General features: G+C 54.8%; 12 protein-coding genes. 9 read left to right on the forward strand and 3 right to left on the reverse strand.

All coding sequences use genetic code 11. The features are described from left to right. Nucleotides 1–69 precede the first annotated feature (69 nt). From ygjJ to OGV50_RS09520, 3 genes are all read left to right on the forward strand, one after another. Nucleotides 70–1,125: a protein YgjJ gene (gene ygjJ / locus OGV50_RS09510; protein WP_407056836.1), complete on the forward strand. Its 1,056-nt coding sequence runs from the start codon at nucleotides 70–72 to the stop codon at nucleotides 1,123–1,125. A gap of 16 nt (nucleotides 1,126–1,141) precedes the next feature. Then, nucleotides 1,142–3,493, forward strand: a complete 2,352-nt coding sequence (gene ygjK / locus OGV50_RS09515; RefSeq protein ID WP_200092916.1) for an alpha-glucosidase — start codon at nucleotides 1,142–1,144, stop codon at nucleotides 3,491–3,493. Nucleotides 3,494–3,723: 230 nt separating this feature from the next. Then, nucleotides 3,724–5,742: an NADPH-dependent 2,4-dienoyl-CoA reductase gene (locus tag OGV50_RS09520; RefSeq protein ID WP_200092917.1), complete on the forward strand. Its 2,019-nt coding sequence runs from the start codon at nucleotides 3,724–3,726 to the stop codon at nucleotides 5,740–5,742. 92 nt (nucleotides 5,743–5,834) lie between these two features. On the opposite strand, the gene rlmG is transcribed toward OGV50_RS09520, so the two are convergent. Further along, on the reverse strand, nucleotides 5,835–6,971 hold the full coding sequence (rlmG, locus tag OGV50_RS09525; protein ID WP_200092918.1) for a 23S rRNA (guanine(1835)-N(2))-methyltransferase RlmG: 1,137 nt from the start codon (nucleotides 6,969–6,971) through the stop codon (nucleotides 5,835–5,837). A gap of 86 nt (nucleotides 6,972–7,057) precedes the next feature. On the opposite strand from rlmG, the gene OGV50_RS09530 reads away from it, so the two are divergent. The 4 genes from OGV50_RS09530 (at nucleotide 7,058) to sstT (ending at nucleotide 11,410) form a co-directional block, all read left to right on the forward strand. After that, a complete protein-coding gene (locus OGV50_RS09530; RefSeq protein WP_012135226.1) occupies nucleotides 7,058–7,561 on the forward strand; it encodes a M48 metallopeptidase family protein in 504 nt (167 codons plus the stop codon). Nucleotides 7,562–7,630: 69 nt separating this feature from the next. Further along, the gene (locus OGV50_RS09535) at nucleotides 7,631–8,617 is read left to right on the forward strand and encodes a Gfo/Idh/MocA family protein (RefSeq protein WP_012135227.1); all 987 of its coding nucleotides are present in this window, start codon (nucleotides 7,631–7,633) and stop codon (nucleotides 8,615–8,617) included. Between the two features lie 325 nt (nucleotides 8,618–8,942). Then, the gene (locus tag OGV50_RS09540; RefSeq protein WP_114848356.1) at nucleotides 8,943–9,911 is read left to right on the forward strand and encodes a TerC family protein; all 969 of its coding nucleotides are present in this window, start codon (nucleotides 8,943–8,945) and stop codon (nucleotides 9,909–9,911) included. 254 nt (nucleotides 9,912–10,165) lie between these two features. Then, the gene (sstT, locus tag OGV50_RS09545; RefSeq protein ID WP_200092919.1) at nucleotides 10,166–11,410 is read left to right on the forward strand and encodes a serine/threonine transporter SstT; all 1,245 of its coding nucleotides are present in this window, start codon (nucleotides 10,166–10,168) and stop codon (nucleotides 11,408–11,410) included. 270 nt (nucleotides 11,411–11,680) lie between these two features. Here the strand turns inward: sstT and OGV50_RS09550 are convergent, their stop codons facing one another. Together OGV50_RS09550 and uxaC are read right to left on the reverse strand one after the other, a co-directional pair. Next, nucleotides 11,681–13,168 carry a UxaA family hydrolase gene (locus tag OGV50_RS09550; RefSeq protein ID WP_012135230.1) on the reverse strand — a complete coding sequence of 496 codons (1,488 nt, stop codon included), beginning with the start codon at nucleotides 13,166–13,168 and terminating at the stop codon, nucleotides 11,681–11,683. A gap of 14 nt (nucleotides 13,169–13,182) precedes the next feature. Next, nucleotides 13,183–14,595 carry a glucuronate isomerase gene (uxaC, locus tag OGV50_RS09555; RefSeq protein ID WP_112001530.1) on the reverse strand — a complete coding sequence of 471 codons (1,413 nt, stop codon included), beginning with the start codon at nucleotides 14,593–14,595 and terminating at the stop codon, nucleotides 13,183–13,185. 472 nt (nucleotides 14,596–15,067) lie between these two features. Between uxaC and OGV50_RS09560 the strand changes: the two genes are divergently transcribed. After that, on the forward strand, nucleotides 15,068–16,369 hold the full coding sequence (locus OGV50_RS09560; RefSeq protein WP_047463898.1) for an MFS transporter: 1,302 nt from the start codon (nucleotides 15,068–15,070) through the stop codon (nucleotides 16,367–16,369). A 142-nt stretch (nucleotides 16,370–16,511) separates the two neighbouring features. Then, complete coding sequence (gene exuR / locus OGV50_RS09565) at nucleotides 16,512–17,288, forward strand: transcriptional regulator ExuR (protein ID WP_012135233.1); 777 nt, start codon at nucleotides 16,512–16,514, stop codon at nucleotides 17,286–17,288. Nucleotides 17,289–17,578: the final 290 nt, after the last annotated feature.

The following is a 17,578-nucleotide window of genomic DNA, read 5'->3' on the forward strand; positions in this document are numbered from 1 at the left end:
TAAGAACCATTTTCACATTGGCTATAACAATAAAAAATATTTATTTTGGCTTAGGACAGAAGCATGAAAATGATGAAAAATATTCGCAGGGCAATGATTGCCCTGCCCTTCCTCTGTGTTTTTCCCCTGGCTGCGGAAGACGTTCATCCGGCAGAACACGACGACACAAAAACGCCAGCCGTCACCTCTCCTTCCTTTCGCTTTTACGGCGAGATGGGGCTGGGGGGATATATGGATTTAGAAGGACAGGATAAACATAAATACAGTGACGGCACCTATATTGAAGGCGGCCTGGAGATGAAATACGGCTCATGGTTTGGCCTGATTTACGGCGAAGGCTGGACGGTGCAGGCCGACCATCAGGGTAACGCCTGGGTTCCCGATCATAGCTGGGGCGGGTTCGAAGGCGGTATCAACCGTTTTTATGGCGGTTATCGTACTGATGACGGCACGGAACTGATGCTGAGCCTGCGTCAGGATTCCTCGCTGGATGACCTGCAATGGTGGGGCGATTTTACGCCGGATCTGGGCTACGTCATCCCCAATACCCGTGACATCATGACCGCGATTAAGGTGCAGAATCTGAGCGGCGCCTTCCGTTATAGCGTCACCGCCACGCCAGCCGGGCATCACGATGAGGGGAAAGCCTGGCTGCATTTCGGCAAATACGATCGCTATGACGATAAATACACCTATCCGGCGATGATCAACGGTTATATCCAGTACGATCTTGTCGAAGGCGTCACCTGGATGAACGGCCTGGAAGTTACCGACGGCACCGGGCAACTGTTTCTGACCGGCGTTCTCTCTCCCAATCTGGCCGCCCGCGCCTGGCACCACACTGGTCGCGCCGACGGTCTGGACGTGCCGGGCAGCGAAACCGGCTTTATGGTCAGCGCCATGTACGAAGCGCTAAAAGGCGTTTATCTCTCTACCGCCTACAGCTATGCCAGGCACCGGCCAGACCATGCCGCAGACGAAACCACCTCTTTTATGCAGTTTGGCGTCTGGTACGAATACGGCGGCGGACGTTTCGCCACCGCCTTCGACAGCCGGTTCTATATGCAAAACGCATCTGGCGATCCCAGCGACCAGATTTTCCTGATGCAATATTTCTACTGGTAATAAGGACATGAACACCATGAAAATCACGACGACCCTGACGCCGCTGACCTGCGCTTTGCTAATAAGCCTCTCCGCACATGCCGCCACTGCGGACGATTATAAAAATGTCATTAACCGCACCGGCGCGCCGGGCTATATGCATGATTACGATTACGATGATCACCAGCGTTTTAATCCGTTTTTCGATCTTGGCGCGTGGCACGGATACCTGCTGCCAGACAGCAAGGCCACGATGGGCGGCTTTCCCGGCGTCGCACTGCTGACGGAAGAGTACATCAACTTTATGGCCACCCATTTTGACCGTCTGTCGGTGTATCAAAACGGCCAACAGGTTGACTTTGCGCTTGAGGCTTACAGCATTCCCGGCGCGCTGATCCAAAAATTATCCTCAAAGGACGTGCAGGTTGAGATGACGCTGCGCTTCGCCAGTTCGCGCACGGCCCTGCTGGAAACGAAAATCACCAGCAAGACGCCGCTGGATCTGGTGTGGGACGGCGAGTTACTGGAAAAACTGGAAGCGAAAGAGGGAAAAGCGCTCTCCGATAAAACCATTGATGGAGAATACCCGGACTATCAGCGAAAAATCATCGCCACCCGTGATGGTCTGAAAGTCACCTTCGGCAAAGTGCGTTCCACCTGGGATCTGCTCACTTCCGGCGAATCTGAATATCAGATACATAAATCCCTGCCAACAGACACGAAGGTCAACGGCCACCGCTTTACCAGCAAGGCGCACATCAACGGTTCCACCACGTTTTATACCACCTGGTCGCATCTGCTCACCGCGCAGGAAGTGGATAACGAGCAGGCGCAGATCCGCGACATTCTGGCTCGCCCGGCTGACTATCTCAGCGCATCACAAAAACGCTGGGAGGGCTATCTGCAAAAAGGCTTAACCAACCCGGACGCCACGCCAGAACAGACGCGGGTTGCGGTTAAAGCCATTGAAACGCTGAACGGCAACTGGCGCTCGCCAGGCGGCGCGATCAAACACCATACCGTGACGCCATCGGTCACTGGCCGCTGGTTTTCCGGTAATCAGACCTGGCCGTGGGACACCTGGAAGCAGGCCTTTGCGATGGCGCATTTCAACCCGGAAATCGCCAAAGAGAATATTCGCGCCGTCTTCTCCTGGCAGATTCAACCCGACGATCCGCTTCGCCCACAGGATGCGGGTTTCGTTCCCGATCTGATCGCCTGGAACCTCAGCCCGGAACGCGGCGGCGATGGCGGCAACTGGAACGAGCGCAACACCAAGCCAAGCCTCGCGGCGTGGTCAGTGATGGAGGTCTACAACGTCACCAAAGACAAAGTCTGGCTTGAAGAGATGTACCCGAAACTGGTGGCATACCATGACTGGTGGCTGCGTAACCGCGATCACAACGGCAATGGCGTCCCGGAATATGGCGCAACCCGCGACAAAGCCCACAATACCGACACCGGCGAAATGCTGTTTACGGTAAAACAGGGCGACAAGGAAGAGACGTTATCCGGGCTGAGAAACTATGCCCGCATCATCAGCGAAGGCCAGTACGACAGCCTGGAAATTCCGGCGCAGGTCGCCGCCTCCTGGGAGTCCGGGCGTGATGACGCCGCAGTGTTCGGTTTTATTGATAAAGCGCAGCTGGATAAATATGTCGCAAACGGCGGCAAACGCAGCGACTGGACGGTGAAATTTGCGGAAAACCGTCGCCAGGACGGCACGCTGCTGGGCTATTCGCTGCGACAGGAGTCGGTCGATCAGGCGAGCTACATGTACAGCGACAACCACTATCTGGCGGAAATGGCGACCCTCCTCAATAAGCCGAACGAGGCGCAGCACTATCGCCAGTTGGCGCAAAAGCTCGCGGATTACATCAACACCTGCATGTTCGATCCGGCAACACACTTCTTCTATGACCTGCGGATTGAAGAAAAGCCGCTGGCAAACGGCTGTGCGGGGAAACCGATCGTTGAGCGTGGCAAGGGGCCGGAAGGCTGGTCGCCGTTGTTTAACGGCGCTGCGACGCAGGCTCACGCCGATGCGGTTGTGAAGGTGATGCTTGACCCGAAAGAGTTCAATACTTTCGTACCGCTCGGCACCGCCGCGCTGACCAATCCGGCGTTCGGCGCGGATATTTACTGGCGCGGACGCGTGTGGGTGGATCAGTTCTGGTTCGGATTAAAAGGCATGGCGCGTTACGGCTATCGTGATGATGCGCTGAAGCTGGCGGATACTTTCTTCAGGCATGCGAAAGGGCTGACCGCCGACGGGCCGATTCAGGAAAACTACAACCCGTTGACCGGCGCACAGCAGGGCGCGCCGAACTTCTCCTGGAGCGCCGCGCACCTGTATATGCTGTATAACGACTTCTTCAGGAAACTGTAATCTGAAATGCGATGCCGGATGGCGCTACGCTTATCCGGCCTACAGGAATCCGATCCGTAGGCCGGATAAGATGCGCCAGCATCGCCATCCGGCAAATTCGTTCTCTGGCCCCGCTCCTTTTTTGAATCCCATCACAATCATCGCATTCCCCTTTTCCCTTTTACGCCGCGACGGCTAAATTATTAACTCATCCGACCACATAACAATAATTTTACATACTGGACACACTTATGAGCTATCCGTCGATTTTCGCCCCGCTCGATCTGGGCTTTACCCGGCTTAAAAACCGTGTGCTAATGGGTTCGATGCATACCGGGCTGGAGGAATACCCCGATGGCGCCGAACGGCTGGCGGCTTTCTACGCCGAACGTGCGCGGCATGGCGTCGCGCTGATCGTCACCGGGGGGATTGCCCCTGCACTGTCCGGGGTGGGAATGGAAGGCGGCGCCACGTTAAATGACGCCAGCCAGCTGCCGCACCACCGCGTGATCACGGACGCCGTTCATGAGGAAGGCGGGAAAATTGCGTTGCAGATCCTGCATACCGGACGCTATAGCTATCAGCCGCATCTGGTCGCCCCTTCGGCGATCCAGGCACCCATCAACCGTTTTACGCCGCACGAACTCACGCACGATGAAATCCTGCAACTGATTGACGATTTCGCCCGCTGCGCCCAGCTGGCGCGGGAAGCGGGTTACGACGGCGTCGAGGTGATGGGTTCGGAAGGCTATCTGATCAACGAATTTCTTACCGTGCGCACGAACCAGCGCGACGATGAATGGGGCGGCGATTACGCCAGGCGTATGCGTTTCGCGGTGGAAGTGGTACGGGCGGTACGTCAGCGCGTGGGCAGCGATTTTATCATTATCTACCGCCTGTCGATGCTCGACCTGGTGGAAAACGGCGGGACGTTCGACGAAACCGTACAGTTGGCGCAGGCCATTGAATCGGCTGGCGCGACGCTCATCAACACCGGTATTGGCTGGCACGAAGCGCGTATCCCGACGATCGCCACGCCGGTTCCGCGCGGCGCCTTTAGCTGGGTAACGCGCAAACTGAAAGGCCACGTCACCGTTCCGCTGGTCACGACCAACCGGATCAACGATCCGCAAGTAGCAGACGATATTCTGGCGCGCGGCGATGCGGATATGGTGTCGATGGCGCGCCCGTTCCTGGCGGATGCCGAGCTGCTGTCGAAAGCGCAATCAGGGCGGGCGGATGAGATCAACACCTGTATCGGCTGCAACCAGGCCTGTCTGGATCAGATCTTCGTGGGTAAAGTCACCTCTTGCCTGGTGAATCCACGCGCCTGTCACGAAACCAAAATGCCGATAGTTCCGGCTGAACATAAGAAAAGCCTGGCCGTCGTCGGCGCAGGCCCGGCGGGTCTCGCATTTGCCATTAACGCGGCGGCGCGCGGGCACGACGTTACGCTGTTTGATGCCCTGGCCGAGATCGGCGGGCAGTTCAACATCGCTAAACAGATCCCCGGCAAAGAAGAATTTTATGAAACGCTGCGCTATTACCGCCGGATGATCGAAGTGACCGGCGTGACGCTGAAGCTCAACCGGTTTGTCACCGCAGACGATCTGCAACCGTTTGATGAAGCGATCCTCGCTTGCGGGATCGAGCCGCGTAAACCGTCGATCGAGGGCATCGATCACCCGAAAGTGCTGACCTATCTTGAGGTGCTGCGCGATAAAACTCCCGTCGGGAAACGTGTCGCGATTATCGGCTGCGGCGGGATTGGTTTTGATACCGCGATGTACCTCAGCCAGCCAGGCGATCCCAGCAGCCAGAGCATTGCCGAGTTCTGCGTGGAATGGGGGATCGACACCAGTCTGCAACAGCCCGGCGGGTTACGCCCGGAAGGGCCGCATCTGTCTCGCAGCCCACGTCAGATTGTGATGCTACAGCGTAAAGCCAGTAAACCCGGTCAGGGGCTGGGGAAAACCACCGGCTGGATCCATCGCGCAACGCTGTTGTCCCGCGGCGTAAAAATGATCCCGGCAGTCAGTTATCAGAAGATCGACGATGACGGATTGCACGTATTGATCAACGGCGAACCGCAGCTTCTGAACGTCGATCATGTCGTGATCTGCGCGGGGCAGGAGCCACGGCGCGAACTGGCGGAGCCGCTGCGCGCGTCAGGGAAAACGGTACACCTGATTGGCGGATGCGACGTGGCGATGGAGCTGGATGCGCGGCGGGCAATTGCGCAGGGAACAAAATTAGCGCTGGCGATTTAAGGGGCATTGCCTGATGGCGCTACGCTTATCAGGCCTACGGGGTAGCACGTTGTAGGCCGGATAAGGCGTTAGCCGTCATCCGGCACACGCTATTAGCGGCGGCGACCGGTTTTGACCGCTTTCAACACCACGAATTTGTTATTGGTAGCGATGGTGGTGCAGTTACCGAAAATCTTCTTCAGCTTGTGGAAATAATCCAGGTGACGGTTCGCCACAATGTACAGCTCGCCGTTGATCTTCAGGCAACGGCGCGCATGGTGGAACATTTCCCAGGCAACGTTATCCGTCAGCGCATGTTTCTGATGGAACGGCGGGTTGCACAGCACGGCGTTAAAGCGGAAAGGTTCCACGCCGGACAAAGCGTTGTTAATCATAAACTCGCAGCGATCCAACGCTTCCGGCATGTTGGTTTCCACATTCAAACGGCTGGACGCGACCGCCATCGGCGATTCATCGACAAACACGACGCTCGCCTGAGGGTTCTTCGCCAGCAGCGTCAGGCCAATCACGCCATTACCGCAGCCGAGATCGACGATCTCCCCTTCCAGATTTTCCGGTAAATGCTGCATAAAGAAGCGCGCGCCGATATCCAGGCCGGTACGCGAGAAAACGTTCGCATGATTGTGGATAGTCCAGTCGGTGCCGTCCAGTTTCCAGCTCAGCGTCTGCGGCGCATCCGCCAGTTCAGGCTTACTAAAGGTACAGTTGATCAGGCGCGCCTTTTTCCAGGCCAGCGTCGTGGTCGTGGGGCCGAGCACTTTTTCGAACAGTTCCAGCGTGGAGGTATGAATGTCACGCGCCTTTGCTCCCGCAATAATACGGGTTTGCGGAGTCACGACCTGGCGCAACGCGCGCAATTGTTGCTCCAGCAGCGCCAGCGTTTTCGGCACCTTAATCAACACGACGCCCGGCGTCGGCGGGTACGCGGCGGTGCTGTCGAGAAACTTCACGCTGGATTCGGCGATATCGTTGTGGCGTAAATTTTCGCGCGTCGCCAGCTCGCTTAAATACGAGTCGCCGATGCTGTATGGTGTATGTTCAGCCAGCGCGCAGCTTAATGCGCCAAAGGCATCATTCAGGATCAGCAGCGGGCCGCTGATTTCCGTGTCGTCTAACTGTTGCAGCAGATATTCATCCGCCGCTTCCCACGCCTGAAGTGGGTTAACGTCATCCGTTTCCGGGAAACGTTTCAGTGTCAGTGAACGGAAACCGTTGTCTACGTGGCTCATCGGCCCTCCTGAATGGTAAAATTTCGCTGTTATCCCTGAAAGGGTGCGTGAGTATACTCTTTTTTTAGATTTAATTTGGGGCTTTGATGGGTCAACTTACTTATCTCCACGGCTACCCGGAGAATTTACTGTCTCAGGTACGCACGCTCATTGCTGAACAGCGTCTGGGCGCAGTGCTGGAAAAACGCTACCCAGGAACGCATGATTTTGCGACCGATAAAGCGCTCTGGCAGTATACCCAGGATCTGAAAAGCCAGTTTCTGCGTAACGCCCCGCCGATCAACAAAGTGATGTATGACAACAAGATCCATGTGCTGAAAAATGCGCTGGGGCTGCATACCGCCGTTTCGCGCGTACAGGGCGGCAAGCTGAAGGCGAAAGCCGAGATCCGCGTCGCTACCGTGTTTCGCAATGCGCCGGAACCTTTTCTGCGAATGATCGTGGTTCACGAACTGGCGCATCTGAAAGAGAAAGAGCACAACAAAGCGTTTTATCAACTGTGCTGTCATATGGAGCCGCAGTACCACCAGCTTGAGTTTGATACCCGCCTGTGGTTAACGCATCTTTCGTTAAAGCAATCTGAGCAGTAGCGCACTGGCTTTGTCATAAAGGCGTGCTAAATTGACGAAAGAATCCCTTTATGGAGCCTGAAGGCGTTTATGATACGTTTCGCTGTTATTGGCACAAACTGGATCACCCGCCAGTTTGTCGATGCCGCCCATGAAACCGGCAAATATAAGTTAACCGCAGTCTATTCCCGTCGCCTCGAACAGGCGCAAACCTTCGCCAATGATTATCCCGTCGAGCATTTATTCACTTCGCTTGAAGCAATGGCGCAAAGCGACGCCATTGATGCGGTGTATATCGCCAGCCCGAACTCGCTGCATTTCCCCCAGACTCAGCTCTTTTTAAGCCACAAAAAGCATGTGATCTGCGAGAAGCCGCTGGCCTCGAATCTGGCCGAAGTCGACGCCGCCATCGCATGTGCGCGTGAAAATCAGGTCGTCCTGTTCGAAGCCTTTAAAACCGCCAGCCTGCCTAATTTCCAGTTGCTACAGCAGTCGCTGCCGAAAGCAGGAAGAATGCGCAAAGCCCTTATCAACTACTGCCAGTATTCTTCGCGCTACCAGCGCTATCTGGACGGCGAAAACCCCAATACCTTTAATCCGGCCTTCTCGAATGGCTCCATTATGGATATCGGTTTTTACTGTCTGGCGTCAGCGGTTGCGCTCTGGGGAGAACCGCAAAACGTTCAGGCGTCCGCCAGTCTGCTGGAAAGCGGTGTCGATGCGCATGGCGTGGCGGTGCTGGATTACGGCGACTTCAGCGTCACCCTACAGCATTCCAAAGTGAGTGACTCCGTACTGCCCAGCGAAATCCAGGGCGAAGCTGGTTCTCTGGTCATCGAGAAAATTTCGGAATGTCAGAAAGTGTGCTTCATTCCACGCGGCGGAAAAACGCAGGATTTATCCGTTCCTCAGCATATCAATACGATGCTGTATGAGGCGGAACGCTTTGCACACCTGGTCGAGACCAACGAGGTGAACCATCCCGAGCTGACCGTCAGCCGTATCACGGCCAAACTGCTCACGGAGATTCGTCGGCAGACGGGCGTCGTTTTCCCCGCTGATGACGCCACAGCGTAAAACAATGTAAAACAGATGTAACAGGCCATTGACTGATCGTATGGCCTGTCATATTTTGTTACGTGCAAAGGGGAGTAACTTCATTGTCGGTCGATCGTCATTACGATGTGTGAAAAACCACATCCGGTCGCCGGGCAATAAGAAAGTGATGTGCCTTCATGTCTTTGATTGATGACGAAGCCGATTCGCCATCACCCGTGGAGTGAGTACATATCACTTTCTTGTTGTAAGTGAGACCTTGCCGGAAGGCGAGGTCCATGCATATAAAAAGCAGCGGCTGACGTCTTTCGACGTTGGCCGTTTTTTTTATGTGTAAGGAAATTCTATGAATACTGTCGGCACACCGTTGTTATGGGGCGGATTCGCTGTCGTTGTGGTGATTATGCTGGCTATCGACCTTCTGTTGCAGGGGCGTCGTGGCGTACATACGATGTCCATGAAGCAGGCGGCGGCCTGGTCTCTGGTCTGGGTGACACTTTCATTGCTGTTCAACGCCGCCTTCTGGTGGTATCTGGCGGAGACCCAGGGCCGGGCGGTGGCCGATCCGCAGGCGCTGGCGTTTCTCACCGGTTATCTGATCGAAAAATCGCTGGCCGTTGATAACGTCTTTGTCTGGCTGATGCTGTTCAGCTACTTCTCTGTTCCGCCTGCCCTGCAACGCCGGGTTCTGGTGTATGGCGTACTTGGCGCCATTGTTCTGCGTACGATTATGATTTTCGCCGGTAGCTGGCTGATCGCCCAGTTCGACTGGATACTGTACCTGTTCGGCGCTTTCCTGCTGTTTACGGGTGTGAAGATGGCGCTGGTGAAAGAGGACGAATCCGGCATCGGCGACAAACCGCTGGTTCGCTGGCTGCGTAGCCACCTTCGCATGACCGACACCATCGAAAACGAGCATTTCTTTGTGCGTAAGAATGGCTTGCTGTTCGTGACGCCGCTGATGCTGGTCCTGATTCTGGTGGAACTGAGCGATGTGATTTTCGCCGTCGATAGCATTCCGGCCATCTTTGCCGTGACTACCGACCCGTTCATAGTCCTGACCTCCAACCTGTTTGCGATCCTGGGTCTGCGCGCCATGTACTTCCTGCTGGCAGGGGTAGCGGAGCGCTTCTCGATGCTCAAATATGGTCTGGCCGTCATTCTGGTCTTTATCGGTATTAAGATGCTGATCGTCGATTTCTACCACATTCCGATCGCCATCTCGCTGGGCGTGGTGTTCAGTATTCTGGTGATCACGCTGATTGTTAACGCGTGGGTAAATCACCAGAACGATAAAAAGCAGCAGCTACAGTAAGACCCTGCCCGGCAGCGCTATGTCTGCCGGGCTTACAAAAACCACGGTCGTGGGTTGAGTACACGCAGCACTACCCGATAACATGTAAATGTTTAGTTAAAAAATATGACGTAGTACGTAAATTCCAGCATTTTACGCTTTCCCAATCCCCATCTTTCCTTATACTCACTCAGGCAAACACTTTGTTACATCCTGAAAGATGCGCCAATAGAGCGTGCAAAGGATGAACAACATCACACTGAAAGGATCATGAAATGACTACGCAACGTTCATCGGGGCTACTCCAGCGTTTGGTTCAAGGGAGCCTGGTTAAACAAATTTTAATTGGGCTTATACTGGGAATTTTACTGGCTTTAGTTTCAAAACCTGCCGCAGAGGCAACGGGTCTGCTGGGCACCCTGTTCGTTGGTGCGCTGAAAGCTGTCGCGCCGGTTCTGGTACTAACGCTGGTGATGGCGTCTATCGCCAATCATCAACACGGTCAGAAAACCAATATTCGCCCGATTTTGTGGATGTATCTGCTCGGCACATTTTCAGCCGCGCTGACGGCGGTTGTGGTGAGCTTCCTCTTTCCGTCCACGCTGCAACTGACAACTGGCGCCACGGATATCACGCCGCCGAGCGGCATTGTCCAGGTGATACACGGGCTGCTGATGAGCATCGTTGCGAACCCGATCCATGCGCTGATCAACGCCAACTACATCGGTATTCTGGTGTGGGCTATCGGCCTGGGCTTTGCGCTGCGCCACAGTAATCAAACCACCAAAAATCTGGTGAACGATCTGTCCGACGCCGTCACCTTTATTGTGAAACTGGTGATTCGTTTCGCGCCGATTGGTATCTTTGGCCTGGTCGCCTCAACGCTCGCCACTACGGGCTTCTCAGCGCTGTGGGGCTATGCGCAACTGTTACTGGTGCTGATTGGCTGTATGGCGATTGTGGCGCTGGTCATCAACCCGCTGCTGGTCTTTTTACAGATCCGCCGCAACCCGTATCCGCTGGTTCTCACCTGCCTGCGTGAAAGCGGCATGACCGCCTTCTTTACCCGTAGCTCCGCTGCAAATATTCCGGTGAATATGTCGCTGTGCGAAAAACTGAATCTGGACAGAGATACCTATTCTGTTTCCATCCCGCTGGGAGCAACCGTCAATATGGCCGGTGCGGCAATCACGATTACCGTGCTGACGCTGGCGGCGGTGTATACGCTGGGTATTCCGGTTGATCTGCCGACGGCGCTGCTGCTGAGCGTGGTGGCATCGCTGTGCGCATGCGGCGCTTCCGGCGTGGCGGGCGGTTCACTGCTGCTGATCCCGCTGGCGTGCAACATGTTCGGTATTCCGAACGAAATCGCCATGCAGGTGGTTGCGGTTGGCTTCATTATCGGCGTGTTGCAGGACTCCTGCGAGACCGCAATCAACTCCTCTACCGACGTTATGTTTACCGCCGCGGTATGTCAGGCGGAAGACGCGCGTTTAGCGAAAAGCGCGCTGCGTAGCTAAATAACCACAAGCCTGATGGCGCTATGCGTATCAGGCCTACAACGACTCCCACTCGTAGGCCGGATAAGACGTTTACGTCGCCATCCGGCATTTTTCATTGCCTGATGGCGCTGCGCTTATCAGGCCTACAACAGCCCCACACATAGGCCGGATAAGACGTTTACGTCGCCATCCGGCATTTTTCGTTGCCTGATGGCGCTACGCTTATCAGGCCTACAACGCCCCACACGTAGGCCGGATAAGACGTTTACGTCGCCATCCGGCATTTTTTTACAGCGTTACGCCGCTTTTGAAAATCGCCAGCTCACGGAAATCATTGCGTTCATTGCAGGTCTGCTTGCCGTTGGCAAACGCCACAATCGTATCCACAAATTCATTCAACAACTGCGGCATCGCCTTACCGTGAATCAACTGCCCGGCGTCAAAATCGATCCAGTGCTTCTTCTTCGCCGCCAGTTCGCTGTTGGTGGCGATCTTCACCGTCGGGACAAACCCGCCATATGGCGTACCGCGGCCGGTACTGAACAGCACCATGTGGCAACCCGCGCCCGCCAGCGCGCTGGTGGCGACCGCATCGTTGCCTGGCGCGCTTAACAGATTCAGACCGCGCGTTTTCAGGCGCTCACCGTAGCGCAGCACATCCACAACCTGGCTGGAACCCGCCTTCTGCGTGCACCCCAGAGACTTGTCTTCCAGCGTCGTAATCCCGCCCGCCTTGTTACCCGGCGACGGATTCTCATAAATCGGCTGGTCATGAGCGATAAAGTATTGCTTGAAGTCATTGACCATTGTCACCAGTTTTTCAAACGTCTCTTCATCACGGCAATGGCTCATCAACAGCTGTTCTGCACCGAACATTTCCGGCACTTCCGTCAGCACCGTCGTCCCGCCGTTGGCGATAACATAGTCGGAGAAGCGACCCAGCATCGGGTTCGCGGTAATACCGGACAACCCATCTGAACCGCCGCATTCCAGACCAAACTTAAGTTCGCTCAGTTTGCCCGGCACGCGTTTGTCATGGCGCATCACGTTATACAACTGATGAAGATGCTCAACGCCCGCCTCCACTTCATCGTCCTGCTGTTGGCAGGTCATAAAATGAACGCGTTCAGGGTCGAACTCGCCCAGCGTCTCGCGAAAGGCATCCACCTGATTGTTTTCGCAACCCAGTCCAATCACCAGCACCGCCCCCGCATTCGGGTGACGCACCATGTTTTGCAGCATGGTGCGGGTATTGATGTGATCGTCGCCAAGCTGAGAGCAGCCGTAGGTGTGGCTGAAGAGGAAAACGCCGTCAGTTCCTTCGGCATCAAAAGTCTCTTTCAGGAAACGGTTCTGGATCTGCCGCGCAATGCCGTTGACACAGCCGACGGTCGGCAGAATCCACAGCTCATTGCGCACGCCGACGTCTCCGTTGGCACGGCGATAAATCTGTACATCGCGATCCGCCGGTTGTACTTCAGGGGCCTGAAAATCGGGTTGATAGCTGTACTCATCCAAATCGCTGAGGTTAGTCCGGGTATTGTGGGCATGAATATGCTCACCCGCCGCGACGTCCACCAACGTATGGCCGATAGGCAGGCCATATTTGATGACGTTCTCCCCCTGCGCAATATCGCGTAAGGCAAACTTATGACCGCGTACGACATCCTGGCGTAGCGTCACGGTATGGTTATCGACGCTGACCTCAGCGCCCTGCGTTAAATCGGCCAACGCTACCGCAACGTTATCCAGCGTATGGATCCTGATGTATTGCATATCAACCCCAGACCTTAGTTCAGTTCAATGGCGAAATAGTCGCGCGCATTGTTGAAGCAGATGTTTCGTACCATTTCACCCAGCAACTGGATATCCGCCGGCGCTTCGCCCGCGTTAACCCAGCGGCCAATCATCTGGCACAGGATGCGACGGAAATATTCGTGACGGGTATAAGACAGGAAGCTGCGGCTGTCGGTCAGCATACCGACGAAGCGGCTCAGCAGGCCAAGCTGCGCCAGTTGCGTCATCTGACGCTCCATCCCGTCTTTCTGATCGTTGAACCACCAGCCGGAACCAAACTGCATCTTGCCCGGCATCCCTTCGCCCTGGAAGTTGCCGATCATGGTGCCCAGCACCTCGTTATCGCGCGGGTTCAGACAGTACAGGATAGTTTTCGGCAGCAGATTTTCTTCATTCTGCTTGCTCAGCAATTTTGACAGCTCTTCCGCCAGCGGACGATCGTTGATGGAATCGAAGCCGACATCCGGCCCCAGCAGTTTGAACTGGCGCTGGTTGTTATTACGCAGCGCGCCGATGTGGTACTGCTGTACCCAACCGCGACGCGCATATTCCGCGCCCAGCCACACCAGTACGGCCGTTTTGAACTGCGCGACCTCATGCTCGCTCAGGGTCTCGCCCGCCAGACGGCGTGCCAGAATGCTGTCCAGTTCAGCGTCGCTGGCTTCAGCAAACATAACGACGTCAAGCGCGTGGTCAGAAACCTTACAGCCGTGGGCGGCAAAATGATCCAGACGCTGAGTCAGCGCGGCTTGCAGATCGGTGAAGCGGCGAATATCGGTATCCGATGCTTCGCCCAGCTTCGTCATGTAATCGCCAAAGGTTGCCTGCTCAATGTTGAACGCTTTATCAGGGCGCCAGCTCGGCAGCACTTTAACGGTGAACGCGCTGTCTTTCGCGATCGTGGCGTGGTGCTCCAGCGAATCAACAGGATCGTCGGTGGTGCCGACCATTTTTACATTCATCTGCTGCATGATTCCCCGCGCGGAGAATGCATCCTGCGCCAGCAATTCATTGCAACGATCCCAGATCTCATCTGCCGTCGCAGGCGACAGCAGCTTACCTGTAATACCAAATGGGCGACGCAGTTCAAGGTGCGTCCAGTGATATAACGGGTTGCCGATCGTGTGCGGCACCGTGGCGGCCCAGGCATCGAACTTCTCACGATCGGACGCATCGCCCGTACACAGACGCTCAGCAACGCCATTGGTGCGCATCGCCCGCCATTTATAGTGGTCGCCTTTCAGCCAGATATCATACAGGTTGTTAAAACGGTAGTTTTCCGCGATCTGCTGCGGCGGCAGGTGGCAATGATAGTCGAAGATGGGCTGATCTTTTGCGTAATCATGGTACAGACGGCGGGCAAACTCGGTATCCAGCAGAAAATCTTCAGTCATAAACGGGGTCATTATCGTCTTCCTCTCAACGAGTGCGTCAGATTGCTTATGTTTTGATGCTGTCAAAGTTATCACACCAATTTCCAGACCTTGAAGATATTTTCGTGAGTTGGATCAATAAAAACCAACAAATAAATTACCCCTAAAAGAGTAAACAGCGCTCCAGGCCGCGCCATTGCTGGTATTTCTAAATCGAAATAATGACCACACTAAGAATCCTGCATTTGTGATGTCACTCACCTTTTGAAGTTGTATGACAAGTTATCTTTCTGGCCGTCGCGATACATAAGCCGACGGAATGCAAAGTTATCGATGGTTAAGACATCGAATTGACCGGTACGGAAACCGAATTAGCACGATGACTCATGGCAACGTTCGGGGCGTACCGGCTTTTTTTCGGTTATCCCGTCGTCAATAACTTCCCCGCTCAGCGCAGGAAGATAACCGCGATTGTTGCGGAAATAACAAAACGATGAGGTTTTACATGCGTAAAATTAAAGGGTTACGTTGGTATATGATTGCACTGGTGACATTAGGCACCGTGCTGGGCTATCTGACGCGTAACACTGTGGCGGCGGCTGCGCCAACGCTGATGGAAGAGTTACACATCTCCACACAACAGTATTCCTATATCATCGCAGCCTATTCTGCTGCTTACACCGTCATGCAACCCGTAGCCGGTTACGTACTGGATGTTCTCGGTACGAAAGTGGGTTACGCCATGTTCGCCGTTCTGTGGGCCGTATTCTGCGGCGCAACCGCACTGGCTGGAAGCTGGGGCGGCCTGGCGCTGGCGCGCGGCGCGGTCGGCGCTGCTGAAGCCGCGATGATCCCAGCGGGCCTGAAAGCCAGCTCTGAATGGTTCCCGGCAAAAGAACGCTCTATTGCGGTCGGCTACTTTAACGTCGGCTCTTCCATCGGCGCGATGATTGCGCCTCCGCTGGTCGTCTGGGCTATCGTGATGCATAGCTGGCAGATGGCGTTTATTATTTCCGGCGTGCTGAGCTTCATCTGGGCAATGGCCTGGCTGGTGTTCTATAAACACCCGCGCGACCAGAAAAAGCTGACGGATGCAGAACGCGACTACATCATTGGCGGTCAGGAAGCGCAGCACAAAGACAATACTGCGAAGAAAATGTCTCTCGCGCAGATCCTGCGTAACCGCCAGTTCTGGGGTATCGCCCTGCCACGTTTCCTGGCGGAACCGGCATGGGGAACCTTCAACGCCTGGATCCCGCTGTTCATGTTTAAAGTGTACGGCTTTAACCTGAAAGAGATCGCCATGTTCGCCTGGATGCCCATGCTGTTTGCCGACTTAGGCTGCATCATCGGCGGTTATCTGCCGCCGCTGTTCCAGCGCTGGTTCGGCGTAAACCTGATCGTCTCCCGTAAAATGGTCGTTACCCTGGGCGCGCTGCTGATGATTGGCCCAGGCATGATCGGCCTGTTCACCAGCCCGTATATCGCCATCATGCTGCTTTGCATCGGCGGTTTCGCTCACCAGGCGCTGTCCGGCGCGCTGATTACGCTCTCTTCTGACGTCTTTGGCCGTAATGAAGTGGCAACCGCGAATGGCCTGACCGGGATGTCCGCCTGGCTGGCGAGCACATTGTTTGCTCTGGTGGTCGGCGCGCTGGCTGACACCATCGGCTTCAGCCCGCTGTTCGCGGTACTGGCGGTGTTCGACCTGCTCGGCGCGCTGGTTATCTGGACGGTGCTGCAAAACAAACCGGCCAGCGAGGCGGGGCCAGGGTCGCAGGTCAATCACCCCGCAACGCAAAGTTGACCTGACCTGCGCCATCATCCAACAAGGTTTACTCATCCAAAGCCGCCTGTTAAACAGGCGGCTTTTTCAACGGTACAAGTGGAGCCAGCCTCGCAAAAGTGGTATAACAAATATAGTCTGCCGTCTTATGCCTGGAGCGCATATGGAAATCACCGAACCACGACGTTTGTATCAACAACTTGCTGCTGACCTGAAAGAGCGCATCGAACAGGGCGTCTACCTTGTGGGCGATAAACTCCCTGCCGAACGCTTTATTGCCGATGAGAAAAACGTCAGCCGTACAGTGGTTCGTGAAGCGATTATCATGCTGGAGGTCGAAGGCTACGTAGAAGTCCGCAAAGGTTCCGGCATCCACGTTATTTCAAATCAACCGAAATATTATGTCGCCCCGGATGAAAACCTTGAGTTCGCCAATTATGGCCCGTTCGAACTTCTCCAGGCGCGCCAGTTGATAGAAAGCAATATTGCTGAGTTTGCCGCCACGCAGGTGACGAAACAGGACATCATGAAGTTGATGGAAATCCAGGAGAAAGCGCGTAACGAAAAATGTTTCCGCGACTCCGAATGGGATCTCCAGTTCCATGTGCAGGTCGCGCTGGCGACGCAAAATACCGCGCTGGCCGCCATTGTCGAAAAAATGTGGACTCAGCGCGTACATAACCCGTACTGGAAAAAACTGCACGATCATATTGATTCACGCACCGTCGATAACTGGTGCGACGATCATGACCATATTCTCAAGGCGCTGATTCGCAAAGATCCTCATGCCGCGAAACTGGCAATGTGGCAGCATCTGGAGAACACCAAACAGATGCTGTTTAACGAAACCAGCGACGATTTCGAATTTAACGCCGACCGCTATCTTTTTGCTGAAAATCCCGTTGTTCATCTGGACACCGCCGCTAACGGGGCAAAATAGACAATCTTACGCTGGCAGGCGCATTAGGGCGCCTGTCTGCGACGCCGCTCAGTAAGCGTAAGATATAAAGTGTCAGCCTGTGTAAATCCTCTCGCCACCCACCTTTGTGATAAGCAAAATCATATTTTAACGACGTGCGATTTCTATAACGGACTACGTCGACCTTTGTTACAATTAGATGCATTTTGAATTTTTGTGTGTTAGTGCTTGCTTACTTCACAACTTAACAAGGAATGGTTCAGGCCGCGATTTTGCGCCCGTCCGCAACCCAAGTAAAAAATGAATAATGT

The sequence above is a fragment of the Citrobacter sp. CK180 genome (genome assembly GCF_030333655.1).
GTDB lineage: Bacteria > Pseudomonadota > Gammaproteobacteria > Enterobacterales > Enterobacteriaceae > Citrobacter_B > Citrobacter_B koseri.

Excerpts from the sequence above, each read along its gene's own strand:
- OGV50_RS09550 (WP_012135230.1), bottom strand. The coding sequence starts at position 13,168 with ATGCAATACATCAGGATCCATACGCTGGATAACGTTGCGGTAGCGTTG.
- OGV50_RS09560 (WP_047463898.1), top strand. The coding sequence starts at position 15,068 with ATGCGTAAAATTAAAGGGTTACGTTGGTATATGATTGCACTGGTGACA.
- ygjK (WP_200092916.1), top strand. The coding sequence starts at position 1,142 with ATGAAAATCACGACGACCCTGACGCCGCTGACCTGCGCTTTGCTAATA.
- OGV50_RS09530 (WP_012135226.1), top strand. The coding sequence starts at position 7,058 with ATGGGTCAACTTACTTATCTCCACGGCTACCCGGAGAATTTACTGTCT.
- OGV50_RS09540 (WP_114848356.1), top strand. The coding sequence starts at position 8,943 with ATGAATACTGTCGGCACACCGTTGTTATGGGGCGGATTCGCTGTCGTT.
- uxaC (WP_112001530.1), bottom strand. The coding sequence starts at position 14,595 with ATGACCCCGTTTATGACTGAAGATTTTCTGCTGGATACCGAGTTTGCC.
- ygjJ (WP_407056836.1), top strand. The coding sequence starts at position 70 with ATGATGAAAAATATTCGCAGGGCAATGATTGCCCTGCCCTTCCTCTGT.
- rlmG (WP_200092918.1), bottom strand. The coding sequence starts at position 6,971 with ATGAGCCACGTAGACAACGGTTTCCGTTCACTGACACTGAAACGTTTC.
- sstT (WP_200092919.1), top strand. The coding sequence starts at position 10,166 with ATGACTACGCAACGTTCATCGGGGCTACTCCAGCGTTTGGTTCAAGGG.
- OGV50_RS09535 (WP_012135227.1), top strand. The coding sequence starts at position 7,631 with ATGATACGTTTCGCTGTTATTGGCACAAACTGGATCACCCGCCAGTTT.
- exuR (WP_012135233.1), top strand. The coding sequence starts at position 16,512 with ATGGAAATCACCGAACCACGACGTTTGTATCAACAACTTGCTGCTGAC.
- OGV50_RS09520 (WP_200092917.1), top strand. The coding sequence starts at position 3,724 with ATGAGCTATCCGTCGATTTTCGCCCCGCTCGATCTGGGCTTTACCCGG.